Origin of the sequence: Bacillus sp. NPDC094106 (genome assembly GCF_044764345.1) — a bacterium.
Lineage (GTDB): Bacteria > Bacillota > Bacilli > Bacillales > Bacillaceae_G > Bacillus_A.
In genome coordinates this window covers 188,318-204,136 of the sequence record NZ_JBIWHY010000003.1, presented here as the reverse complement: position 1 = coordinate 204,136, position 15,819 = coordinate 188,318, and the positions used below count along the sequence as shown (strand labels likewise).

General features: G+C 31.8%; 15 protein-coding genes. 12 read left to right on the top strand and 3 right to left on the bottom strand.

The features are described 5' to 3' along the window. Positions 1 to 51: 51 nt before the first annotated feature. Entirely contained in the window at positions 52 to 195 is a 144-nt protein-coding gene (locus ACIQ7L_RS05740) for a YflJ family protein (protein ID WP_400567415.1), read from the bottom strand. A gap of 330 nt (positions 196 to 525) precedes the next feature. On the opposite strand from ACIQ7L_RS05740, the gene ACIQ7L_RS05735 reads away from it, so the two are divergent. From ACIQ7L_RS05735 to ACIQ7L_RS05710, 6 genes are all read left to right on the top strand, one after another. Then, on the top strand, positions 526 to 738 hold the full coding sequence (locus tag ACIQ7L_RS05735) for a hypothetical protein (protein ID WP_400567413.1): 213 nt from the start codon (positions 526 to 528) through the stop codon (positions 736 to 738). 207 nt (positions 739 to 945) lie between these two features. Further along, positions 946 to 1,341, top strand: coding sequence for a lactococcin 972 family bacteriocin (locus tag ACIQ7L_RS05730; RefSeq protein WP_400567411.1), 396 nt, complete (start codon positions 946 to 948; stop codon positions 1,339 to 1,341). Positions 1,342 to 1,561: 220 nt separating this feature from the next. Then, a complete protein-coding gene (locus ACIQ7L_RS05725; RefSeq protein WP_400567409.1) occupies positions 1,562 to 3,715 on the top strand; it encodes a DUF1430 domain-containing protein in 2,154 nt (717 codons plus the stop codon). A 2-nt stretch (positions 3,716 to 3,717) separates the two neighbouring features. Then, positions 3,718 to 4,335, top strand: a complete 618-nt coding sequence (locus tag ACIQ7L_RS05720; protein ID WP_400567407.1) for a putative bacteriocin export ABC transporter — start codon at positions 3,718 to 3,720, stop codon at positions 4,333 to 4,335. A gap of 306 nt (positions 4,336 to 4,641) precedes the next feature. Beyond that, complete coding sequence (locus ACIQ7L_RS05715; protein WP_400567405.1) at positions 4,642 to 5,361, top strand: plasmid pRiA4b ORF-3 family protein; 720 nt, start codon at positions 4,642 to 4,644, stop codon at positions 5,359 to 5,361. Positions 5,362 to 5,394: 33 nt separating this feature from the next. Then, a complete protein-coding gene (locus ACIQ7L_RS05710; protein ID WP_400567403.1) occupies positions 5,395 to 6,714 on the top strand; it encodes a hypothetical protein in 1,320 nt (439 codons plus the stop codon). A 90-nt stretch (positions 6,715 to 6,804) separates the two neighbouring features. Here the strand turns inward: ACIQ7L_RS05710 and ACIQ7L_RS05705 are convergent, their stop codons facing one another. Together ACIQ7L_RS05705 and ACIQ7L_RS05700 are read right to left on the bottom strand one after the other, a co-directional pair. Continuing rightward, entirely contained in the window at positions 6,805 to 7,059 is a 255-nt protein-coding gene (locus ACIQ7L_RS05705) for a Phr family secreted Rap phosphatase inhibitor (protein ID WP_400567401.1), read from the bottom strand. Beyond that, the gene (locus ACIQ7L_RS05700) at positions 7,059 to 8,150 is read right to left on the bottom strand and encodes a response regulator aspartate phosphatase (protein WP_400567399.1); all 1,092 of its coding nucleotides are present in this window, start codon (positions 8,148 to 8,150) and stop codon (positions 7,059 to 7,061) included. Before ACIQ7L_RS05700 ends, ACIQ7L_RS05705 begins: the two co-directional genes overlap by 1 nt. A gap of 340 nt (positions 8,151 to 8,490) precedes the next feature. Between ACIQ7L_RS05700 and ACIQ7L_RS05695 the strand changes: the two genes are divergently transcribed. From ACIQ7L_RS05695 to ACIQ7L_RS05670, 6 genes are all read left to right on the top strand, one after another. After that, complete coding sequence (locus ACIQ7L_RS05695) at positions 8,491 to 8,685, top strand: hypothetical protein (RefSeq protein ID WP_400567398.1); 195 nt, start codon at positions 8,491 to 8,493, stop codon at positions 8,683 to 8,685. Between the two features lie 36 nt (positions 8,686 to 8,721). After that, positions 8,722 to 9,273, top strand: a complete 552-nt coding sequence (locus ACIQ7L_RS05690) for a restriction endonuclease (RefSeq protein ID WP_400567396.1) — start codon at positions 8,722 to 8,724, stop codon at positions 9,271 to 9,273. A gap of 256 nt (positions 9,274 to 9,529) precedes the next feature. After that, positions 9,530 to 10,321, top strand: a complete 792-nt coding sequence (locus ACIQ7L_RS05685; protein ID WP_400567394.1) for an NERD domain-containing protein — start codon at positions 9,530 to 9,532, stop codon at positions 10,319 to 10,321. Positions 10,322 to 10,421: 100 nt separating this feature from the next. Then, a complete protein-coding gene (locus ACIQ7L_RS05680) occupies positions 10,422 to 11,429 on the top strand; it encodes a restriction endonuclease (protein ID WP_400567392.1) in 1,008 nt (335 codons plus the stop codon). 358 nt (positions 11,430 to 11,787) lie between these two features. Next, a complete protein-coding gene (locus tag ACIQ7L_RS05675) occupies positions 11,788 to 12,189 on the top strand; it encodes a (deoxy)nucleoside triphosphate pyrophosphohydrolase (RefSeq protein ID WP_400567390.1) in 402 nt (133 codons plus the stop codon). 126 nt (positions 12,190 to 12,315) lie between these two features. Beyond that, positions 12,316 to 15,216, top strand: a complete 2,901-nt coding sequence (locus tag ACIQ7L_RS05670; protein ID WP_400567389.1) for a DEAD/DEAH box helicase — start codon at positions 12,316 to 12,318, stop codon at positions 15,214 to 15,216. Positions 15,217 to 15,819: the final 603 nt, after the last annotated feature.

Sequence of the window (15,819 nt, the reverse complement as noted above, 5' to 3'; positions counted from 1 at the left end):
AGCAAGAGACCAGATGAACATTTGGTTTCTTGCTTATTATTCGTGAACATATTAATCTTTCATTTTTTCCTGTTGCTCAGCCAATAAATTACGTAAAACATGCCCTCGGTAACTCTCGAGTTTTCGCCCTTCATGATAACGAATTCCTAACTTTTTCAGTTCAGCTACGTACCAACCTTTTGTTCCGTAGTACATAAGATCACTTCCTTTTTTGCTTTTAAACAGTATATGTTTAGGAATTTATAACTTTCGTTTTTGGGAAAGAATTTGTGAAAGACTTTTGTAACATTTACGCAAGAAATTTGAAAGGTATTTAAGCTAAGATAAACTTCCGAACATTAATTTTAAATTTCACTCTTACAGAACTGTCATCTTTATGTAAGGTTGTTAGATAGTTTGTTTAATATTTAGATGTAATAATGAAATTGTAAGAAGTAATAATAAATTTTTTAGAGATTATAGGTAACAACAACTTTTGTTGTTTAAAAAAAATTCAATATATAAATAATAGATGGAGGCAAATATATGGCTTTAAAATTATTCGGTATCGTTTTTGGAGTAGTATTAATTTTATGGGGTATATATAGAATGAAAAGGGATGATGCATTCGTAGGAAAAACCCAAACAAGAAAAAACCTTTTCAATTTATTGATTCTTGGACAGGCTTCTGGAATAGGGCAATTATTAAGCGGAATTTTGCTTGTCATTTTAGTAATCGTTTCTTTTATAATTAAATAATTTGTAAGTAAAAGGAGCTAACATATATAGTTTAGCTCCTTTTTGTTGTTATAAAGTCTTTTGGTAAGACTGCTGATTTTTTCTAGATGTCATAATATATCAGAACATTCTATCATTCGTTGATAAAAATCCCTTTATATTCCAATAATTCTAATTAAATGGTAATGTTTAGTTGTATTACAATTACAATCAAAGGGGCGATATGTTGTGAAAAAAGGTATTAAAAAGGGTATTGTAGGTGTAATTGCAACAGGAATGTTAGCTATTCCAATGACATCAGGTGTATTTGCTGCAGAGCAATCTTCTGGGAAATCTGAAATTGTGTATGAAAATGATCAATTAAAGGCTAGTAAAACTTTCGACGAAAGTAATGTTAAGGGAGTTACATCGGGTCCTCAAGATGGTGGCTATTGGATTAGAGGGAAAAAAGACAACCAAGTATATTCGTCTTACAAACACTATACGAAACAAGGCCGCGCATCAGTAACAAATGGTGAAGGCGATTATAAAGATGGTGGTTGGAAGCCAAAAGATCAATTCAGTACGGCTAGCTTACCTTGGACAAGTAAGGGTACAAATAAAGCAAATTATAATTATAGATAAAATACAAAAAAACAAGAGAGGTTAAAAACCTCTCTTGTTTCTAGTTACATATTTTTTAAGATATTATTGGAGCCCCTTATATTGATAGTTTAGTGAACAAATTTGGAAATGTATTCCCTATTTAAAAGTAAATCTGTAAGATAAATGTATACAGAATCATTAATATTCCATTTTAGTTATATTTTAGGTTATAATTTTGTTTTTGAAGGAGGGAGGCATCATGAAAAAGATTATTTATGTTTTATTTACTACTTTACTATTACTTGTCGCAATTTGGGGAGTAAATATATTTAAAGAATTTAAAGTGAATAAGTTATTATATGAAAACACAACTAGTATCATCGTAAATTTCCAAGAAAGTAAACCTCATTCCAAAAATTATATTGAATATTTCAAGAAACTAGCAAAAGAACATGATGTAAGTATTTCGAAATATATGTATAGGAGCGGGAATAATCTTGTTGTATACACAACGGATGTTAGTCTCCGCAATCAAGTTGATTTGAAAAAAGGGAGCTTCCAAAAGGAATATTCTAAAGATTTTGTAAGTACTTCTGAGGTTGATGATAAGAAACAAGTCGGTGTAATGAAGCAAATAGATTCTAACATAGAGATTACCATTCGAAATTTTGATGAATATAAAACGTTTAGTGGAAACGGTGTATATCATATATCTACTCAAGATCCAGAAACCATACAATCTATTCTCAATTTAATAAATAAAGATGTTGCCCATGCAGAAGTGCATGCGAAAAATAATTCGTCTGTATTCAATTTCGATATATTTCAAATACTGTGTATAATCTTGGTGACCGTATGTACTTATATAGCGATTACGCATTATTTAATTGATCGATTAAAAGAATTGAGTATTATGCGTATGTTAGGTCATACTCTTTGGAGTATTGCTAGTCACTTTTTCTTAAAACTGACGAAAATCATGTTAATAGCTGGTTGTACATCTTATGTATTATTTAGTCTTTACTATATTTTGAATAATGATTTAGATTATTATTTAGATTTAACCTTATGGTTCTGGATAATAACTTTTATACTCATTTTGATTTTAACGATACCTATTCTTTTTATTGTTATGTTTGCATTTATAAAAAGTATGAATGTATCCAAAATAAAAGGTGAGAAACCTTATACACTCGTAAACTTTTTGAATTATAGTTTAAAGTGTATTTTTATCGTTTTTCTCTTATTCTCTATTTACAATTGGAATCAAATACAGAATGAACTAAATCAAAAATTAGCTAATCTATCTTTATGGAATAAGACAAAAAATATGTATTCTACTAAAGTAACATTTAATGGTGAAAATAATCGGGAAATAGATTATAAAACGGGTCAGGTTATGAAAGAGTTTTATCATAATATGGAAAAAGAGTATAAAGGTTTTATGATAGATGCTTCTAACTATTCTATGCTTAATGGTGAATATGTTTATAATTTAAACGCAGAAGGAAAAAATGCTGAATTATTGCCTTCTGGTAAAAGCATAACAATAAATTTAAATTATCTATATTATAATCCTATTGAATTAAGCAGCGGTACGATAGAAGAAAAGATTATAAGAGATCCAAATGTAATGAATGTATTAGTCCCTAAAAAATTTCAAAAGTATGAAAACACAATAAAAAATGAGTATAGAAAACATTTTTATTTTCAAAAAATAGAAGTAGATAATATTTATAATGAAGAGTTTAATAAACCTGCAAATACGACTAAAGAAGAAGATTTATCGGTTAACATTATATATACAGAAAATAATCAAAACTATTTTACGTATGATTCAATGATTGCAGAAGAAAATAAAAATACGATTCAAGATCCTATAGTGATTGTTGATACCGGGAATTTTCATTCTTCCTTCTATTTATCCTATGTTTCTAGATGTTTTTATTTTGAATCAACGGATAAAGATCCGTATAGTTTTATTTCACCAGCAATTAATAAGAGTCATGCTCAATCATCTATTCAGAGTATCGATTCATTATACGATAAGCATGGTCAAGAAATTCAGGATTTAAGAGCGGAAAAAGAAAAGTTGCTCGTTTTTATTATCATGCTCATTGTAGCCAATGTAGTGATTACGTATAACACAGTATCTAGTTACTATCAAAAAAACAAACTAGAATTATACATAAAAAAAATATTTGGTTATAGTTCTATTGAGAGAAATAAATTAATTATTTGTTTACTCTTAGGTATCAATGTGATTCCAATAATCATTATGTATTTTTATTTCGGTAATATTATCCTTTTATCAGGAATTGGTATTATCCTATTAGAACTATTCGCAAGTTATGTGTTTGATAAAAGATTAAACAAAAAAACTTTCAATTCTATTATTAAAGGAGAGCATTAATAATGATTGAGCTAAAACAGATTCATAAACAATTTCATGATAAAAAGATACTTGAAGATTTTCATCTAAAAATAGAAACAGGCGATTTCATTGCAATTGTTGGGGAAAGCGGAAGTGGAAAAACAACACTTTTAAATATTATTGGTTTATTAGAAAAAGCTGATTCAGGAGATATTGTGATAGATGGTCAAATCAATCCGAATGCAAAACAAACGTTGTTATTACAACGCAATCATTTTGGATATCTCTTTCAAAACTATGCTCTCATCGAAAATGAAACAGTCGAAACAAATTTAAAAATTGCTTTAAAATATCAAAAGCAAGTGAATAAAAAAGAACAGATACAACAAGCACTAAAAGAAGTAAGTCTTCCCGGTTACGAGAAAAAGAAAATTTTTGAACTTAGCGGCGGAGAACAACAAAGAATAGCGTTAGCCCGAGTGATTTTAAAGAAATGTGATTACATTTTTGCCGATGAACCAACCGGTAACTTAGATCGAAAAAATAGAGATCAAGTCTTTGATATTTTAAAAAAAATGAATGACGAAGGAAAAACAATTTTGTTTGTAACACATGACTTAGAGTTGGCTGAGAAGGCGAAGAGAATTATAAGATTGTAATGTGATTTATATATTTAAGAAATCCAGCTAATCTTAAACGTAATATCGGATTCAGTTAAGAACGATTAAAAGAATCGTTCTTTCTTTTTGTGTGACGAAATTTGTCGGAAGGTCGATATTCTATGTCGAAGCGCCGATATATTTGTAAGAGTGGTCGATATCGTTTTATTGATTAATGGTGATAGGGTGTACCTGTGAGCAAGACGGTGTAGATTAGAAAATCTGTCAATCAGTGATTATATATGCTTGAAAAGCGTTTATAATGATTCCTATAAGCTATGAAAAAAAGAAAGAAGGTGTTTCAAAATGTTGATAAACAAAATTGTATTAGAGCTCATTGAGGAAATAAAAAAAGATGACCTTTGGAAAGTCATGCCATCTGCAGAAAAAGAACGTTTGGCAGAGATTGTAAAATTTGTTAGTGGACAAGAGGTAGAGGAAATAAGAGAACGAAGACCTGTACAACCTGCTATTTATCAATTTAAGGTTACATTAAAGGGAATTCGTCCACCGATTTGGAGAAGGTTTCTTATTGATAATCAAGTAACCTTTGAAGAATTGCATACCATTATTCAGATTGTAATGGGATGGCAAAATTATCATTTATACAGTTTTGATACTGGAGACGCGCACGTTGAAATCCCGCATGATTCATTTGATTTCTTTCCATCTCCTTCGGTAAAATATGACGCTGAAGAGACACAAGTAGGAGAATTGATAATAGCAGAAAAGCAAAAATGTCTGTATACATATGATTTCGGTGATAATTGGGAACACGAGCTAGTACTAGAAAAAATATTGCCGATGGATGGGAAGATTGCTGTTCCTACATGTACAAAAGGGAAGCGCGCATGTCCACCTGAAGATTGCGGCGGCATTTACATGTATAACGAAATCCAAACCGCACGAAACGGAGAAGGCGAACTAGACGAAGAGATGGAAGAATGGCTCGGAGAATTTGATCCAGAGGAATTGGACTTGGAGTTTATTAATGGCGTTTTAAAGATGTATGTTGCAAGGAAGTAATATGTAGTGAAAACGTTAGGGAGAAGTGAGTATATGGCAAAAGAATTATCATTACAAGATTTGTGTAAGGAATTAGAGAAAGAAGAATTGATTGAATTAGTGAAGCACTTGGCAGATCAGTATATGGATATAAATATGGCTGTAATGGAATGGTATGCGCTGCAGAAGGGAACCGAAAAGGAAGATCCTTTATCAAACAAGCTACTTTGGGAATATTGGGAAAGGGCAGAAGAGATTATTAGTAATTTTAACGATTATGGTGGTGGACCTGAAGATCTCGAGTATGAGGCTTGTGATTACTTGGATAAAGTAACTGAAATGTGCTCTGAATATTCCATTCCGCCCGAAGAGAAAAGGCTTCTTATCAATCGTATATTTAAACAATATGAAATTGGCAATTCTGGATTAGGAGATATGCTGATAGACGCAATCTATGAAATATGTGACTCGGAATCTGATTGGAAGCATGTTATTAAGCTTCTTCAAAAGAATCCAAGTTCTTGGCATAAGAAGCTCATCATGGGGATTTATCAAGATCAGTTACAAGATGACGAAGAATATTTGAAGCTGCGGTTACAATCTTTGGAATATGGAATGGACTATTGGGATTTGGTGCAATATTATGTAACACAGCATAATACATCTAAAGCAGTCGAAACGGCTGAGACTGGTTTGCGAAATGGAAAAGGCAAACTGACGGAATTGTTTCTATTTGTATTCGATCATTATGCAGGGCAAAATGATACAAGTAAGATACTCGCTTTGGTAGAAACGGCGTTCCAAAAACAATCAGATATTGATCTAATACGAGAACGTGCCTTTGCGTATTTTAAACGGAAGAACGATTATGAACAAGTAAAGCACATTTTGTTAAGAGCCTTTCGTACGAATTACAGAGGCAAACAGTATTATGAGGATTTTTGCATAATAAAAAACTATCTCTTTGCCAATGATTGGGCAGAAGTACAAGAAGAACTGATAAAAATTGTGCAAAAAGAAAGTACTACAGATTATTTGGAAATCTGCTATGACATGGAAATGTATGATGAAATATTAAAAACCATCTTTGAACCGAGTAGATATATATATACAGATTGGGACAGCTTTGCGGACAAACTTGTGGATCAATATCCGAGAGAAATCATTGAATATTATTGGAACAAAGGCTGTTCACTTATACCGAATGGGAATCGTAAGAGCTACCGAGAATCTATCAAACATTTTAAAAAAGCAAGAGACATTTATGACAAAAAATTAAACGAATATGATGTGTGGCAAAGCCGTTTAGAAGCACTGGAAATACAGCATAGAAATAAGCGCGCATTTTTAGATGAGATGAAGGTGTTTGGATAAGTGGAGGGGCTATTTCAGTTTGAAATAGCCTATTTCTACAATAAAAAAGAACTAACCTATAGGATTAGTTCTTCTGCTATATGTGTTTATTTAAATTGCTTCTCCATGAGTAGCTAATAAGAAGTCTTGTCTTGCAGGTGCAGGAGTATCTCCGTGAGCAGCTAATAAGAAATCCGGTCTTGCAGGTGCAGGAGTATCACCATGAGCAGCATATTGTTTAACATCAAACTTTGGTGCAGGAAGATCTGCGTGTCCTGCTTGCTTTGATTCAGAAAGAGTACTTGCTCCAAAAGATAAAACACCCGCAACTGCCAATCCCATTACAGCTAAACTAAGTTTTTTCATCATTTTAATGCTCCTTTTTCTAATAATTTTTTTCTTGTTTCATAAGCTTTATAAAAATAATATTCAGCCTTTTCTATGTTTGCTTTCTTATGAAATTCCAGTGCTAACATTTCTCCATATTCTTGCATATATTCCATTAAACTTTCTCTTTCAAAGTAAGAAAAACCTTCAAGAACCACTTTTTCTATATTTTCTACTGTTGAAAATTGACATAATTCTTTCAAAATCAAAAAGTGATGCCGATACTCATCATTTTCTAATTCTCTACAAACTTTCAATCCTGTTTCAATTCGTTCCTTAGCTGTCTCTGTTTCTCCTAATTTGTAATGTTCTCTGGCTTCTAGAAAAATTGCCTTAAAATGATTAGGAATATTTTTGGAGACTTCTGATAAGTGTCTGATAGCTAAAGGAGAAAGATTTTGACTTGCATACAACAACCCTAAATTGTGTCTTACTCTTAAAAGCAATATTTTATTATCTTGCTTTTGTAAAATATTAATTGCAGAAGCAAAGTATTCTTCTGCGTGCTCGTATTGTTTTAATTCTGAACAAGATAACCCTAGAACATTTTTACATAAAGCTACATTAATCTCATGTCCTATATGTTTGGAGAATATTTCATTTGCTTTCGTTGCATATTGGATTGCTGAAAGTGGTTGATATATCTGGTAATGGAATGAAGAAACCCTATAATTAAACTCTGCAATTTCCATTTCATCTAAAACATGTTCTAATAAGTTTTCTGCTTTTTCATAATGCTTTCTAGCCTCATTGTAATTAGTAAGTATAGTAGAATGGACTGCTTTGAAGAAGTGATAATAATAAGCTAGCAAAGTATCTGTTGGCGTCGGAAACGATTCAACTTTGTCAAAAGCATTTTTTGAAATTCCTAAACCATCTGTTAGAACTCTATATCTAAAATCTAACAGTGAGTAATACAATAATAAATTTTGATCTTCTATATTATGAATTTTTTCATCAATTTCTTTCTTTAATTGTGTAGCTTCGTTTACATGTTGTGCTCTTATTTCTTGATACCAATCATTCAACAATTTGGTAACTAGATCATTACCAGTAGCTTGAACACTCATGGAACCCCCTTCTTTCTATCTGTTTTGATTATTATTAAAATACCATAAATTTGAAATGTGATAGGTGTAATGCAAAATTTCTCAATAATTTTCAGAAAATTAAACATCTAATAACTATTTTTTCTAAATTTGAGATTTTAGTAGAGGAATGAAGAAGAATATTATACAAACGAAAGGAATATCTCTTAAAATTTTAATGAAATAGTACGTGAGACGGGGAGTATTATCAGCACAACGAATTCTGTAATATGTTATAGCAATTGAATGCTAATTGTGAGTGCTTTTCTTCTTTTAAAACAATATAATGTAATATATTGATAAACTTGGAGAGGAAGAAGCAATGAATTTCAATGTAGAATTACCGCAATCACTAAAAGAGATACTTTGGTATGCATGGGGGATTTTGGGGGCTGTATTTGTTGTATGTATTGTACTTGCAATCATTAAATCTTATATACCAGATAGCATCCTGCCCATAATTAAAGGTGTTATTGCCTTGGTTATTTTAGGAATTATATTTTATATAGCCTATTAAACTTAGTTATTTTGGCAAAAGAACGGAGGTGATAAGATGGCAAAACGAAAGCAAGATGATTCTATATTAGGTTCTCTACTAGTTATGACAGTTGTTGCAATACTGTGGAAACGTGAATTTTTAATACCGATCGTAATGATATCAGCAGCTATTATATTGTTATATATTTATGTGCACGTTAAGAAACTAAAAGAACTTAGGCAATCAAAAATCTATGATATTGATAAAATGAATGGTCGTCAATTTGAGGAATACTTAGGTGTTTTGTTTCAAAAACTTGGCTATCAAACACAAGTTACGAAGGCATCTGGCGATTTTGGAGCAGATTTAATCTTACGAAAAAATAACAAAAAAATTATAGTGCAAGCAAAACGTTATAAGAAGAATGTAGGAATTAGTTCTGTTCAAGAAATTGTTGGTGCAAAAGAATTCTATAAAGCTAATGAAACATGGGTTGTTACGAATAGTAATTTTACAGCCGCAGCACGTAAACCTGCTACTGCTAATCGTGTGGTACTAATAGATCGAGAGAGGTTAATTAAGTTAAGCGTAAAGGCCAATCAAGGAAAGCTTAAAGCAACAGTATAAGAATAAGATATTTTTAGTTTGAGTAAAAAGGCATTCTGATGTGAATTATACCTTGCATTGTGGATGCTTTGAAATAGTTCATCATTCGGGGTTTTTATATGATTGGTGTGTATTTACTAGTTCTAGCAAAAATGGTGCTATAAGTGATATATGAGAAATACATATTACACATCAATTACTATTATATATAAATTGTAAAATAAGTATATTCATCTAAATTGTTTTTGGTGCATAAAAGGAGAGAATGTAAAAAGTTATGGTAATGTATATGTTCACAATGTTTCTGTTCGCATTTTTAATTGTAGGGGTAATGATGTATCGTGCAGCAAACCTCTCTAACATAAAAGGACGTGCTGGTGAGAAAGAGGTTCGGAAATACTTATCTAAACTAGATACGAATAAATATTTGCTCATGCATGATATAACTTTAAGGGCAGAAAAGGGAAAAACGACACAAATTGATCATATTGTTATAGCGCAATCAGGTATTTTCGTCATAGAAACAAAGAATTATAAAGGTTGGATATTTGGGAACGAATGGGATCCAAAATGGACGCAAGTTAATTTTAAAAGGAAAGACAAGTTCCATAATCCCGTTTGGCAAAATTATGGTCATATCAAAGCGATACAACATGTATTGAATAATGAGGAGATTCCTTTCATTTCCCTAATCACATTTAGTGATTCGAGTGATTTGAAAAAGATTAACATTACCTCATCGCATGTATATACTTCCTATTTTTCTGAAGTAGCAACCTATATTCGTAATCATACAGAGCAAATTCTTTCACCAAGTCAAATGAAAAAAATCTATCAAACACTTCAGCAAGCTAATATCACTGACAAGAATATAAAAAAGCAGCACGTAAAAAATATTCAGATGAACAAACAAGAAGCAAAACAAAAAGTTCAGAAACACATTTGTCCTAGGTGCAACGGGAATTTAGTACAACGAAAAGGTTCAAAAGGGACTTTTTTAGGATGTAGTAATTTTCCTTCTTGTCGGTATACGGCGCAGTTGTCTGCAAGTAAGAGGAAAGTAGATTAAAAAAATTCTTTTTTATCTAGTATTAACGGGCAGTAAGAAAACGCCACTGATGGAAGTTTGACTGTATTATGAAATATATTTAGGAGTAGGGGGAATTACGATGGGAAAAGCATGGGTTGTTAGACCATTTCCGCACGGTGTGAATCGTATGAAGGAATTTTTAACTAAACATAAACATCAGGATACGGGCAATGGGATAATCGCAATTGGTTGGCCTGGTATTGGAGACTTATCAGGGGTTTCCAAAAGAGACGAAGTTAAAAAGAAGGTAGAGGATAAGTATACATATTCACCAAAAGCACTTGGCCAAAAGGCAGGTGTCATTTATCGCTTTTTACAAGAGATGGAGATAGGAGATTATGTTCTTGTCCCAGACGGTCGATTTGCTTATATTGGGCGCATTGTCTCAAGCTATAAGTATGATGAATCTGTTGACAACGGCGAAGAAGGTTATCCGCATCAAAGATGGGTGGAATGGCTATATGAAAAGAAAGCAATACCTAGGGACATGCTGACAGGCCGCCTGTTCGACTCTTTAAAAGGAAGACAAACGCTTTACTCGACTTATTATGAAGATATTCATGAGATTGTTACAGAGAAAAAGCACTACTTCTCTGAACAAACTGATATTGAGATGAAGAATGCATATTTGGAGAAATTGCAAGCTGGTGGATTATTCGGTGTTACTTCGAGTAGTTTTGAAAATGCGGTATGTACACTATTATCTCTATACTATCCAGGTTTATATCGTCTCTCTACAACTAGTAGTGAAGTTGGAGACACTGATTTGTTAGCTGAATTACCTGGTGGTCTTACTGTTCGAATTCAAGTAAAGCATTTTTATATAGGTGGAGGCGCTTTGCAGAGCTGGGTTGTAAAGCAATTAGCTGATTCAATGGATGCGGGTGATCATGGAATTATTGTGACGAGCGGTATAGTGGGGAAAGATGCCGAAGCACTTGCACAAGAATACGCTGCCAAAGAGAATAAAAATATAGGCTTTATTAATGGACAAGAGTTTGTAGATATGCTATTTGAGGATTTAGAACGATTGCCAGAAGAAGCATTGATGACATTTGGGCTTGCTAGGAAAGTTGTTTTCTTTTAGATGAAATTTACTATGGGTATCTTTCAAGTAAACGTCTTTTTTCTTTTGAGTGAGTAGGCAAGCAAAGCACTACTTCTGTTTTGAAAGCTTAGTTTAGGTAAGAGGAAAATCGCTTTGATTGTTAATTGAATTCTATTTTGATATCAAGGTTTCTTAATCTAACTTCTCTTTCATTCTGGGGATATTTCTATTAATATTAATGATAGGCTAATCTAAGATAGTGGATGAGGTAAAATAGTATGTGCGAAAAATTACTTCCACTGATTTAAAGCATATTAATCGTTAAAATATATAGAAAGAACCCTTTGTATGGTACAAAATATAAAAAACGTGCATTACAGAGTTTAAGGAGGACATAATGAAAAAGAATATTTATGTTGTTGGAGCAGTAATTGTTGAAGATGAGAAAATCTTATGTGCGCAAAGAGGAACAGCTAAAGCACTACCTCTTAAGTGGGAATTTCCAGGCGGGAAAATAGAAGACGGAGAGTCACCTCAAGAAGCATTACAACGTGAAATTAGTGAAGAAATGCATTGTAAAGTACAGATTGGTGAACAAATTGATTACACAGTATATGAATATGATTTTGGCATCGTTCATTTGAAAACTTTTTATTGCAAGCTTATGGAAGGAAGTCCAGTTTTAACTGAACATGTATCAATAAAATGGCTACATCCAAATGAGCTCGCAACTTTAGATTGGGCACCTGCTGATATTCCGACTATTGAGAAGTTATCAAAGGCATCTTTTGTAAATTAATGTTGTTAAAAAGCATATTAAGCTATTCACTATATGTGAATAGCTTTTTAAATTTCATAATAAATTTGCACTCTAAAACAGTGAGTAATACAATTAGTATAAAAAATTGTCAAAAATGGTGATCATATGGAGAATTTTATTCAAAAATTAGAAGCCTCTTTATATAAGGGGTTTATCGATCAAAAGTATAGTCAATCTGGAAGTTATAAACCAAAGCTATTAGTAAATAACACGAAAAAAAATGAAAACGTTTTAAGTTCATTGTTGGAAGAGATTGAAAATAGTACATCTTTTATTTTTTCAGTCGCTTTTATTACTGAAAGCGGTCTTGCTACTTTAAAATCTCATTTTCTTGATCTTAAGCGAAAAGGAGTTAAAGGGCGTATATTAACATCAACATTTTTAAATTTCAACCAACCAAAAGTATTTAGAGAACTAATGAAAATTGAAAATGTAGAAGTAAGATTAACAAATTTAGCAGGTTTCCATTCAAAAGGATACATATTTAACCACAAAACCCACTATTCGTTGATTGTTGGAAGCTCTAATTTAACAGCACATGCGTTAAAGGTAAACTATGAATGGAATGTAAAGCTAACATCGCATGAAAATGGAGAGATTGTCCATCATTTCAAAAGTCAGTTTGAAGAAGTGTGGAAAGATGCTCAAACATTAACTGAAGAGTGGATTAACAATTACGAAAAAACTTACAAGCAAGTGGATTATAAGGTAACGGATCAAGTTATAGAATTACCTAGTCAATATAATAATTCTATTGAAGACGCTTTGAAAATTGTTCCAAATAAAATGCAACAGGCGGCACTGCAAGAAATACAAGCTGTTAGAGATGCTGGAAAAGAAAAAGGATTAATTATTTCAGCAACAGGAACGGGTAAAACATATCTTTCAGCATTTGATGTGAGACGTTTTGCTCCTAAGCGCATGCTATTTATTGTTCATCGTGAGCAAATATTACATAAAGCAAAATCAGATTTCCAAAAAATTCTGGGTGGAATTGAAGAAGATTTTGGGATTCTATCAGGTTCGAATAAGCAAACAGATGCTAAATATTTATTTGCTACCATTCAGACCATTTCAAAAGAAGAAAATTTATCTCAATTTGACCCCGAGGTATTTGACTATATTTTAATAGATGAAGTTCATAAAGTAGGGGCGAAATCTTATCAGAACGTTATAGATTATTTCAAACCTAAATTTTTAATGGGAATGACTGCTACACCTGAACGGACAGATAACTTCAATATTTATGAGTTATTTGATTACAATGTTGCATATGAAATACGTTTACAAGAAGCACTTGAAGAAGATATGCTTTGCCCTTTTCATTACTTTGGAGTCACGGATTTTGAATATAATGGAGAAACGATAAATGATGCCACAGTTTTATTGAATCTTGTTACTGAAGAACGTGTAAATCATATAATTGAAAAGGTTCAATACTATGGTTTTTCTGGTGGAAAAGTAACAGGATTGATGTTTTGCAGTCGAAAAGAGGAAGCCGAGCAACTATCTCGTGCACTAAACGAAAAAGGTTTCTGCACAGTGGCATTAACAGGTGACCATTCTCAAGAAGAAAGAGCGCTTCGAGTAAACCAATTAGAAAATGGTATACTTGATTATATTTTAACTGTAGATATTTTTAATGAAGGAATTGATATTCCAAGTATTAATCAAGTGATCATGTTAAGGCAAACTCAATCTAGTATTATCTTTATTCAGCAGCTTGGACGGGGACTTCGTAAGCATAATTCCAAAGATTTCGTTACGATCATTGATTTCATTGGTAATTATAAAAATAATTATTTAATTCCAATCGCTCTTTCAGGAGACAAATCACAAAACAAAGACAATATACGTAGACGTACAAATGATACAAGCTATATTAAAGGTATCTCAACGGTTAACTTTGAAGAAATAGCGAAAAAACAAATTTTTAAAGCGATTAATAATAGTAATTTAACAGAAATGAAAATCTTAAAAGAAGCTTTTGTTGAATTGAAAAATAGAATAGGAAGAGTTCCGTATCTTTACGACTTTATATTAAACCACTCTATTGATCCTATTGTGCTTGCTGAAAGACATTCGAATTACTATCAATTTTTATTAAAAATGAAAGAAGGAGTTCCAGCGCTAACAGATTATGAGAATAAGGTTTTAACAATGCTCTCATTAGAAGTATTGAATGGAAAACGCAAACATGAAATTATTTTGTTAGATTTGTTATTACGCCAAGAAAAGGTTAACCATGATCAGTACCTCAATTGTTTAATGGAATCTAATTGTCAAACCGATGATGCTACGATAGCTTCTGTTCAACGTATTTTTGATTTGTCATTCTTCATGCAAAATGGCAAGAAAAAATATGGAGAAAAGCCAATTGTTACTTGTTCTGAACGTAAGGATTATATGTTTAATGATTCAATTCGTGAAAGTTTGAAGCAAAATAATTATTTTAAAGATATGGTTATTGATATTGTTCGAAGTGCAAAAGTGAAGAGTAAATTATATGAGTCTAACAAACCGCTTACCTTATACAGAAAATATTCTAGAAAAGATGCTTGTAGGTTATTAAATTGGGCTAATGATGAAAACTCAACGATGTATGGTTATAAAACCAAACATCATACTTGTCCAATATTTATCACGTACCACAAAAATGATGAGGTAGAGTCTAGTGTGAATTATGGTGATGAGTTTCTCAATCAAGAAGTTCTTAAATGGTATACCAGAAGTAATAGAACATTGAAATCGGGAGAAGTTCAAACAATTATTGGAGCAGAAGAAAACAACATTGGCATTCATATCTTTGTGAAAAAAGATGATGATGAGGGAAGTGACTTTTACTATTTAGGTAAGGCAGGTCCTGATAAAAATAGTGTGCAACAAACTGAAATGCAAGACAAGAATGGAAAAGAACTACCTGTTGTTACAATGAATATGGTTATGGAGCATGCTGTTGATAACAAGCTGTATTCTTATATTAGGGATGGGAATATTTTGAGCTGAATTTAATCAGTATGAGAAATGGGTATAAAAAGATACTTTTAATGTTTATCATAATAATCAGAGATTCTAATCCTTTCTTTTATCACACTTTTATAGCGGTTTTTAAGTGAAAAGTCCATTAATAAAAAATACTTCTCATAATTTAGTAGAAAAGTGATCGGTCCATCACATTTTAGATACATTCTAAGAACATTACACAAAATAATCTTCGAATAACCTAGAAAGTGTTGATTTTTATTTATAGAGCAGAGTGAACGCTTGACCTCTATGCTACCAGCATAGAGGTCTTATTTTTTCCTTTTCTTTTTGCTCTTTTAACAACAAATTCCGCAAAATATGTGTCTGAACTCCCCGATTTCCACTCTTCATAATAATTAATCCTAATTTTTTCAATTCATACACGTACCAACCTTTTAATCTATAGTACATATGAAACGATTTTTTTAAAATTTTTAGCATTATATGCTTGAACACCGAAGGAAAAGTTTGTGTTACTGGCTGAAAGTTTGGATTTTTCTATGATTATCACATACTTACTTCCAAAGAAACGGAAATTTCTGTGTGATATAATAGGATCAAAATAGAAATATTGGAGGAATCAAG

Coding starts and splice junctions, on each gene's coding strand:
- ACIQ7L_RS05685 (WP_400567394.1), top strand. CDS start 9,530: ATGGTAATGTATATGTTCACAATGTTTCTGTTCGCATTTTTAATTGTA.
- ACIQ7L_RS05670 (WP_400567389.1), top strand. CDS start 12,316: ATGGAGAATTTTATTCAAAAATTAGAAGCCTCTTTATATAAGGGGTTT.
- ACIQ7L_RS05715 (WP_400567405.1), top strand. CDS start 4,642: ATGTTGATAAACAAAATTGTATTAGAGCTCATTGAGGAAATAAAAAAA.
- ACIQ7L_RS05740 (WP_400567415.1), bottom strand. CDS start 195: ATGTACTACGGAACAAAAGGTTGGTACGTAGCTGAACTGAAAAAGTTA.
- ACIQ7L_RS05725 (WP_400567409.1), top strand. CDS start 1,562: ATGAAAAAGATTATTTATGTTTTATTTACTACTTTACTATTACTTGTC.
- ACIQ7L_RS05705 (WP_400567401.1), bottom strand. CDS start 7,059: ATGAAAAAACTTAGTTTAGCTGTAATGGGATTGGCAGTTGCGGGTGTT.
- ACIQ7L_RS05735 (WP_400567413.1), top strand. CDS start 526: ATGGCTTTAAAATTATTCGGTATCGTTTTTGGAGTAGTATTAATTTTA.
- ACIQ7L_RS05710 (WP_400567403.1), top strand. CDS start 5,395: ATGGCAAAAGAATTATCATTACAAGATTTGTGTAAGGAATTAGAGAAA.
- ACIQ7L_RS05680 (WP_400567392.1), top strand. CDS start 10,422: ATGGGAAAAGCATGGGTTGTTAGACCATTTCCGCACGGTGTGAATCGT.
- ACIQ7L_RS05700 (WP_400567399.1), bottom strand. CDS start 8,150: ATGAGTGTTCAAGCTACTGGTAATGATCTAGTTACCAAATTGTTGAAT.
- ACIQ7L_RS05690 (WP_400567396.1), top strand. CDS start 8,722: ATGGCAAAACGAAAGCAAGATGATTCTATATTAGGTTCTCTACTAGTT.
- ACIQ7L_RS05695 (WP_400567398.1), top strand. CDS start 8,491: ATGAATTTCAATGTAGAATTACCGCAATCACTAAAAGAGATACTTTGG.
- ACIQ7L_RS05720 (WP_400567407.1), top strand. CDS start 3,718: ATGATTGAGCTAAAACAGATTCATAAACAATTTCATGATAAAAAGATA.
- ACIQ7L_RS05675 (WP_400567390.1), top strand. CDS start 11,788: ATGAAAAAGAATATTTATGTTGTTGGAGCAGTAATTGTTGAAGATGAG.